Origin of the sequence: Clostridium punense, from assembly GCF_017874425.1 — a bacterium.
GTDB lineage: Bacteria > Bacillota > Clostridia > Clostridiales > Clostridiaceae > Clostridium_J > Clostridium_J punense.
This window is the reverse complement of sequence record NZ_JAGGLL010000067.1, coordinates 1-8,034: the sequence shown is the minus strand read 5'-3', so window position 1 is coordinate 8,034 and position 8,034 is coordinate 1. Positions and strand designations below refer to the sequence as shown.

The 8,034-nt window shown below is 29.2% G+C and carries 8 protein-coding genes; all 8 read right to left on the bottom strand.

The window, feature by feature from the left end:
* Window positions 1–136: 136 nt before the first annotated feature.
* The gene (locus J2Z44_RS20895; protein WP_021282303.1) at window positions 137–607 is read right to left on the bottom strand and encodes an NUDIX hydrolase; all 471 of its coding nucleotides are present in this window, start codon (window positions 605–607) and stop codon (window positions 137–139) included.
* Between the two features lie 17 nt (window positions 608–624).
* Window positions 625–1,830 (bottom strand): MFS transporter, encoded by a 1,206-nt coding sequence (locus tag J2Z44_RS20890; protein WP_021282304.1) that lies wholly within the window; start codon window positions 1,828–1,830, stop codon window positions 625–627.
* 257 nt (window positions 1,831–2,087) lie between these two features.
* Entirely contained in the window at window positions 2,088–3,179 is a 1,092-nt protein-coding gene (locus tag J2Z44_RS20885) for a hypothetical protein (protein WP_021282305.1), read from the bottom strand.
* A 351-nt stretch (window positions 3,180–3,530) separates the two neighbouring features.
* Entirely contained in the window at window positions 3,531–4,442 is a 912-nt protein-coding gene (locus J2Z44_RS20880) for a helix-turn-helix domain-containing protein (protein WP_021282306.1), read from the bottom strand.
* Between the two features lie 274 nt (window positions 4,443–4,716).
* The gene (locus J2Z44_RS20875; RefSeq protein ID WP_021282307.1) at window positions 4,717–5,364 is read right to left on the bottom strand and encodes a zinc dependent phospholipase C family protein; all 648 of its coding nucleotides are present in this window, start codon (window positions 5,362–5,364) and stop codon (window positions 4,717–4,719) included.
* A 344-nt stretch (window positions 5,365–5,708) separates the two neighbouring features.
* Complete coding sequence (locus J2Z44_RS20870) at window positions 5,709–6,290, bottom strand: GNAT family N-acetyltransferase (RefSeq protein WP_021282308.1); 582 nt, start codon at window positions 6,288–6,290, stop codon at window positions 5,709–5,711.
* Window positions 6,291–6,500: 210 nt separating this feature from the next.
* A complete protein-coding gene (locus J2Z44_RS20865; RefSeq protein ID WP_021282309.1) occupies window positions 6,501–6,776 on the bottom strand; it encodes a nucleotide modification associated domain-containing protein in 276 nt (91 codons plus the stop codon).
* 173 nt (window positions 6,777–6,949) lie between these two features.
* Window positions 6,950–7,750: a multinuclear nonheme iron-dependent oxidase gene (locus tag J2Z44_RS20860; protein ID WP_021282310.1), complete on the bottom strand. Its 801-nt coding sequence runs from the start codon at window positions 7,748–7,750 to the stop codon at window positions 6,950–6,952.
* Between the last annotated feature and the right edge of the window lie 284 nt (window positions 7,751–8,034).

Here is an 8,034-nt window from a genome sequence, read left to right as displayed (position 1 = left end):
TGGAGAGGATACAACTAATATTCAGATAAGAGTGTAAATCTAAGAAAATCGAAGAATTTATTAGGTTTTGTCCAAAACGAAGGGGTTAATCCGAAATCAAACATTAGAACTAAAGGCTATGATTAGCTCAACAATATTATTCTTTTGAAACAATGTGTTCAATAGAATTTATATTGATTAACAGTTTAGTTTTAAAAAATTCTGGAATTATATCAGTTTCATCCAAACTTTCTACTGGTAACCAGTGCAGACTTTCTTTGGTTCCTTGATCAGTAAAACTCCTATAAGGTAAATGTGTATTGGATTTATATTTCATTAAGTAATAAAAGACAATTTCATGATGTGCTTGTCCTTTCACCTGAAAAAATCTTTCCTGAATAAAGCATAGTTTATTAACTTGAAATTCAATACCTGTTTCCTCATAGACCTCACGAATAATAGTTTCCTCAGAAGTTTCATTCACTCTAACCTTCCCACCAACAGTATAATAGCAGGGATAATCCTCATGTTTTGCCATAAGCAAATTGTTGTCTTTGAGAATAATTGCTGCAACTCTGTAAGTAAAAAAACCTTGAGGATTTTTAAATACTATATTTTCCTCCTCCACAGACACCCTCCCCTTCACTATATGAATATCTTTTTTCGTATAATTAATCCCTGTATAACACCTAAAATTGTTACTAATATACCAGTAGTCAACAGTATTATATTAATAGTAACTTTTTCTAAAATATACCCTCCAAGTAAATATCCTAATGGAATTGCTATGTAAGAGATAGTCATGGACGCAGCTGTTGATTTACCTAATATGTCTTGAGGCACCTCTAGTTGATATATTGTTCTTAGGGCTATTCCAACAATAGTTAAAGAACATCCAAATATAAACATAGCTATAGCAAGGAAGTAAATTGAATTACTTAATCCAAATAGTACAAGTGCTAGCCCTTGTATTAAAAAACCTATTACTGCTAGCCTTTTATTGTCAATGCGCCTACTAATATATGGTGCTACAACAGATATAACAACGCCCCCAACTGGAATACATGAAGAAATAATTCCATAGTAGAAGCTTGATAAATTTAAATAATTGTCAACAAAAACTGGAATATAAACTGAAATTGGTGCAAGAAAAAAATTGATAAACCCTCCACCAATAATTGCTGTATAAAGCAAAAATTTATTGTCTATTAGCGTCTGAAACCCTAACTTTATATTATTTAGCGTTCCACGCCTAAGCCTTTTGTCATTTATAATTTCAGAGTTTCTATACTTAAGAACAATAAACAATTCAGATATTCCAGAAGCAATAAATGAAACTCCATTTATAATAAAACAAATAACAGGAGAAAAAATGCCAAAGAGAATACCACCTATTATTGGCCCAACTATACTTGAGATTTGAGTTATAGCAGAACTTATGGAATTCACAGTCATAATATTATCAGTTATTTCTGGAGTAATACTTAAGCTTGCTGGCTGAAAGAAGGTATCCACAATTGCAATTATAAAACTCATAACTATTAAAGTGTATACACTTGCATTAAAATATACTAGTATGCCTAGTACAATTACAAAAAAACCGCTTATAAAATCACAGACTGCCATAATATTCTTCTTGTTGTACTTATCTGCAATAACTCCTGCAAAAGGTGATAAAAATATGCGAGGTATAAAACAAATCATTAAACTAAATGAAGCAATAAATGGTGAATTAAACTTTTTTAAGATGTACCACATAAGTACTACTTCCTGAATATAATTACCAAGAATAGATACTAATCTTCCCAATAACAATAGAGTTATATTCTTATCTTTTAATAACTTTAACAAATCTCTTCCCCCTCAAGATAATTATGTTAAATAGGATTTTTTGTGTTTTTAAATACTCAATATTCCCCTTAATACTTAAGAATATTGAGTATTAAGGGCACAAGAGTAAAGATATATCTTTAGGAACCGCTTTTCTATATTTTGCGATTACCTTGACCATATTAATATTGTATAACATTGGCTTTGATGCCTCTTTATATAAGTTATAAGCTATACCATTTCTTCAATCACGATTTCAACCTCTCTTTATTTTACATTTATGAAACTATGTAACTAAAATTATGGGCATTAGGTATCTCTATTATTTTCTTTTCAATTAATAAATCAGTTACTTTTGAATATAACAAGTGATACCACCAAATAAAATATTCCTCAAAAGTTATTTCCTGTGCATAATTAGAACCATTGTAGTAGTAATAAAGATTATCACGGTTTCTTTCAAAAATATTTACATAATCTTTCTTTATAATATCAGCTATATTATTTAATTTGTAAAAATCATTTTTATTTAATATTGGGATATTAATTTTACTACCTTTCATTATTCCAAGATGGTTAAATCCAGCTATAATATTAGGTTTTATCGAATAATCATTTTCATAATGATATTTTAAGAGTTCTTCCAACAAGTATTGTTTAATATCATCTTTATTTTCATTGATAAAACTTCCAAAATATTTATTAATCGCAGATATATCTATTGTATGGAAATTTTCTCCATTCCTCTCATTCCCATAAAGCCCAAATCCTATATTCCCATAATATCTAAACATATTTCCATATATACCAAAGGCTTCTTTACTTGCTCCTTTATTTTTCTCTAACAAAGAATAATAGTAATTCATACCATTACGCCTTGTTCTTTCTGCTTTTAAAAACATTGATTCTACATTGTCTATTTGAATAAAGTCTAAAATAACACCACTTAAAATGAAAAGTGATAGCTCGTTAAAATCAAATTGCTTTAGACATTGAAATTTATATGTTTCTTCCTTAATAATTTCAACATTTTCTTCAATTAACTCAACAATTTCATTTGCAATTTCACATACATATTTAAATATTTCTTTTCCTTCCTCTAAAGAAATAACCATTAAATTAGGAATATAATTACTATCTCTTCTTTTTAAAAGTTCCTCTTTTTCTAGTAGTTCAAGCCTTTTAACAAGTTCATTTTGTGAAATTCCTAAATACCCCCTCATTTCTTCTGCTGACACTTTATTGTGCAATAGCACACAAATCTCTTTTAAATTATTTTTACATAAATCAATTTTAGGAAAGTTGTTTCCATTAGAAATCATCTTATTTTCATATTCATATTTTAAAATTTCCTTTATCTTATAACTCACTTCTCTCTTCCCCCGCACCCTTGTTTATGTTTCTATTTCCTATTTCCTCATACTAGTAGACTTCTTCTGGTAATTTAGATACAAACTCAAAATACTTTACTAAAATTTTTGTCTTTACCAGCGACCAAAATTTTTATACTCACCGCCAACACACTCTTCTATAATTTTTTAACACTTGTACTACTTTTACTCATCTTATAATTAAAATAAGTGAGCAGTTTAATAATAAGTATTATTATTATTAAACTGCTGTAATTATTTCTAATTTTTCACTTTAGCATAAAAAATACCGCTTATTCGTGTTGAATAATACGGCATTTAAAAACTGATTTATTTTAATAGTTGTATAAATTATTTTTCATTTAACTGCTTTACAGGTCTTGCTTCAATATATCCTCTATATCCCATAGGTGCTAATTGAAATCTTGGTCCATCTTCATCGGCCCATTTAAAACCATAGACTTCAGGATTGTAATTTTTTATAGTATCCCAAAGTTGGTTTATCTCGTCATCAAAATTTTCATCCTCATATGGTTGCCCTTGAAAAACCATCATCCTACAGGGTTTAAGATCAATTAACTCAAATCCTTCTGGGATTTCCCCTTCATAATTCACTGGAACTTCTACACCTTGGGCATACACTGATGTGCCAGGTTTTATTAAGTTTGAAGGCATCCACATTCCAATAGGTTCATAGAGAGCTTCTTTAATGCTACAAAGTACTCCCCATACATCACATCCTACCTCTTCGCAATATTCGAAGTAATGTGTGGCTTTGATTCCACGTTTTAAGATTAACTTTCTTGCTGGACGGTCTACCACTTGTACAAAAACTGTTTTTACTTCAGAGTTTTTAGTCATATTATCCTCTCCTTTTTGAATCATGAGGTAATAATCACGAATATGACTGGGCATAAAAAGTTTCAGCGGAGGAGTATTTTTACAGTAATATTGAGGAGTCATACCAAATTGCTTAGAAAACGCTCTTGTAAAACCTTCATGTGAGTCAAAAACGAAATCCAGTGCTACATCAATTATCTTAACATCCTCATCTCTCAACTTAATAGCTGCTCGAGACAAACGAAGTGCTCGAATATATTCAAAGGGTGTTTTATTTGTTAATTCCTTAAAAATCCTTGTGCAGTACCATGGTGAATATCCTGCTGCATTTGCAAGCATGTAAAGAGTTATTGACTCATTTATATGCTTCTCAATATAAATTTGCATACGCTGTACCGCATTTATCTTCTCCCAGCTTTCCATGTTATCACCTCTTAAATAAAGGATATCATAGGTTTATTTAACTCTACTTGACCTATTTTGCTAAGGTTTTCTTTAAAATCAAATTAAGCTTCATGATATGCTGTTTAGCCCTAACTATTACAAAAATCATAGCATATTTTATATATACTCATGACACTACTTATGACTCAGCTTTAATACCCAATGATTCAGTTTTCAAAGAACAATATTATTACTCTAAAATTCATTAGTTACGTGGCTTAATAAGAAGAAAGGCCTTTCAATTCAATGTCTACTATGCTTGTACTCTAAATTGACTGCTAGAAATTTTTGAAACCATTTTATCTATGAAATCAGTCATATCCGTAGGTGTTATTACTTTAAATTCATGATTTGGATTTGACTTACGATTATAATATATATTGTCTATCATCTCATCTATTAATATTGATAGGTCATTCTCATTAAACAAATTATGTAAACAGTAATTTTTAGAATTCTTTAGTTCTGACCATAGCATTTCTTTATTTTCAAGATCTTCAAATAATCGTGAATCAATTTCAGCAATATCTTTTAAGTAAGCGTCTATATACTCTTTATCTTCAGTAATTCTAGTTGGAGTCCAGAACCTACTGCTATAAGCAATATCAGTTAGTATATGAGCATAATATCCAAATAAAAAATCAGAATTTACCATATCATCATAATTTACAATACTTAAGTTTAAACTATTTTCCCATTGCTCATAGTTAGTGTAGTACCCCCACCCCTCATCTCCAACGCAGAAATGAGTGGTTGATTTTTCAGACCGTAAACATCCTTCTCTAAACATAATTGCATCTGGAGCAAGAGACCCTTTATAAAATGCATTAGTATCCTTTATTTTGGTATTGTTTTTTAATAAGTTTTCAGCAACTTTTAAATGTACCATAAAATATCCCATTTGTTTCTCCCCTTTTCTTAAGCCTATAAAATATAATCAATTATTGCTTTACTCTTAATCATAATTATGCTTTATCTTTTTTTAATTAGGACACGAAAAATATCCCATATTCTCGTTGAATACCACGGTATTATGATTAATTTACTTAATGGTATATTGATATCATCACTCTTAGAAGATTATGTCTTATTATTCTTTGTCCTTATTTTCGATTTCAATAATAGTCATGATAGAATAATTTCAGATTAATGACTAATAATAGTTACTTCTATAAATATACTAAGAAAGATATGCTTTTGCTTAATATCTTTTTTGCAAAAACATACCTTAAAATAATAATTTAATTATCTTTTCTCACAAAAGTTTATATTCTCTGAATACATGTCCTTTGTTAATCCAAATAAAATTTCATCATGATATCTTCCATTTGTATAAATATTTTGCTTACACACACCCTCTTGTTCACAGCCAAGCTTTTTATGCATAGTAATAGATCCTAAATTCCCTTCTAAAATACTTGCACAATATTTGTTTAATCTTCTTTCCATGAAAGCATATTTAAGAACTATTTTCATAGCAGAAGTTCCATAACCTCTCCCTCTATACTCTCTATCAATTAACGTAGCAATTTCAAAGGTTCCATTTCGTTCATCAATGCTATTTAAATTCATATTACCAACAGTTATTCCATCCAAAGTTTCTATAGCAAAACCAATTCTATTATCGTTACAAAAATCTTTAATTGATGATGAAAATTTTTGTGATGCAGTGATTGTTGGTGGTAAATGTAATTCACAGTCTGCCAATCTTAAAGCTTCACTATCAAAGTTATTGTAATAATCCCATTCCCAATCCTCTTCACTCCACGCTCTTAACCTGACTAAATCATTTTGCCAATAATAATTATTATATAATATCTCTCTCATATCCCTTACCTCTTTCTGCTTATTCTTTACAATTAAATTCTATATATTTATTAATAGTCTTAACTGTCCATAAAATAATTCAATTTTTGTTTATAGTTAATATTTTAATAATTAAAGTCAATATCCAAAGTTGAATTCTCAATGTTCTTTTCAACTTTCTTATTTATCTTCCTTAGTTCTATATCATCACTATAAGAAGATTATGTCTTATTATTCTTTGTCCTTATTTTCGATTTCAATAATAGTCATGATAGAATAATTGGCTAAATCTAATAGAGTATCTATAATACTTTCATCTTTTACTTCAGCATCTTGTTTAATTAATTGCTTATATCTTCGTACCTTATCTTCTAATCTAATTGCAGGCATTATAAGGCCATATTCTTGAAATCCTTCGCTAAAACTGTCTCCATAGTCTTTATTTTTTGCAGTATATACTTTATTTAATTTTTCACATATTTCTCTATGTTGATCAATTTTTGTCATATATAATGCTCCTTTCTTTTCTTCGTAGTTTCTTTCATTTATGTCTTAACTTTTTTGTATTGTTACGTAAAAAATACCGCATATTCTCGTTGAATAATACGGTACTGTAAATAAATTATTTAATTGTATATTGATTTCATCATTTAAGAAAATTACGACTTAGTACATAGTATTTAATGATTTTCACATATTTTCATTAATCGTGTAAGTTGCCTTTCAAGAGCATCTATATCACTGCGTCCTTCAAAATGAGGACTTGGTCCTCCATATTCTAAGGTAATAATACTCGGATTGGCTAACGTAAGAACCCACTCAAGAAGTTTATAATCCTCTTCTTGCATTTCAAGATGTTTATCTCTTAATCCTTCTTCATTTTCTAAAACACCTACAACGTGTATTTCCTTAACCTTATCAAGTGGCAAGTTTAATATATATGTATACACATCTTCATTTCTATTACTTGCAGAAACACGGGCATGTGCAATATCAAGGATTAAACCAACATTTGCCTTTTCGCATACCATATTTATTACCGAAGGATCTGTTGCAAATCGTAGTGTTCCTTTAAATCCATAATAAGGAATATTCTCAACCAAAAATGGTACACATATATGTTCAGCCCAAACCTTCGTTGTCTCAATCATTCTATTCACTGCAATATCATTATCAACTATGTTATCGTCCCAATCATCTAGTGTTGTAGATAAATGAAATCCTAAATGTGGTGATTTAAACAATGTTATAGCTCTATTAATTTCTTCCCAATTTATTTCATTAATCTCAGTAAGTTTCATTCCTGCATGTTCATTGATACTACCAGCAACTCCGTGCAAGAGTATTGGACATATTGAAGATGATATTTCCATTCCTTCTTTATACATATCGTATAAACCAAGTTTTATATAATCGATTTTAACCCTATTTCTACTTATTAAGTTAATCAATTCTTCCGAATAATTGCACCCTAATAGCAATATTATATCCCCCTCTTAATTCAAAGTAATTCATTTACTAATATTCTGTATTAATAGTAAAATTATAACATATTCCCTATTCTATCGCAAAAATCTCTAAACTTAGGATAATTTTAACTTTTAAATACCGCATTATTGATTTTTCAAAGAACATTATTCTTACTCAAAATTTAATTAGTTAAGACGCTTTATGAATAGATTTGTATTCGGATGTTGAGCCAACAAAAACTAGCACCATAAGATTATAACTTTCATGATGCCAGTCGCTACCGCTGCTCAATGTC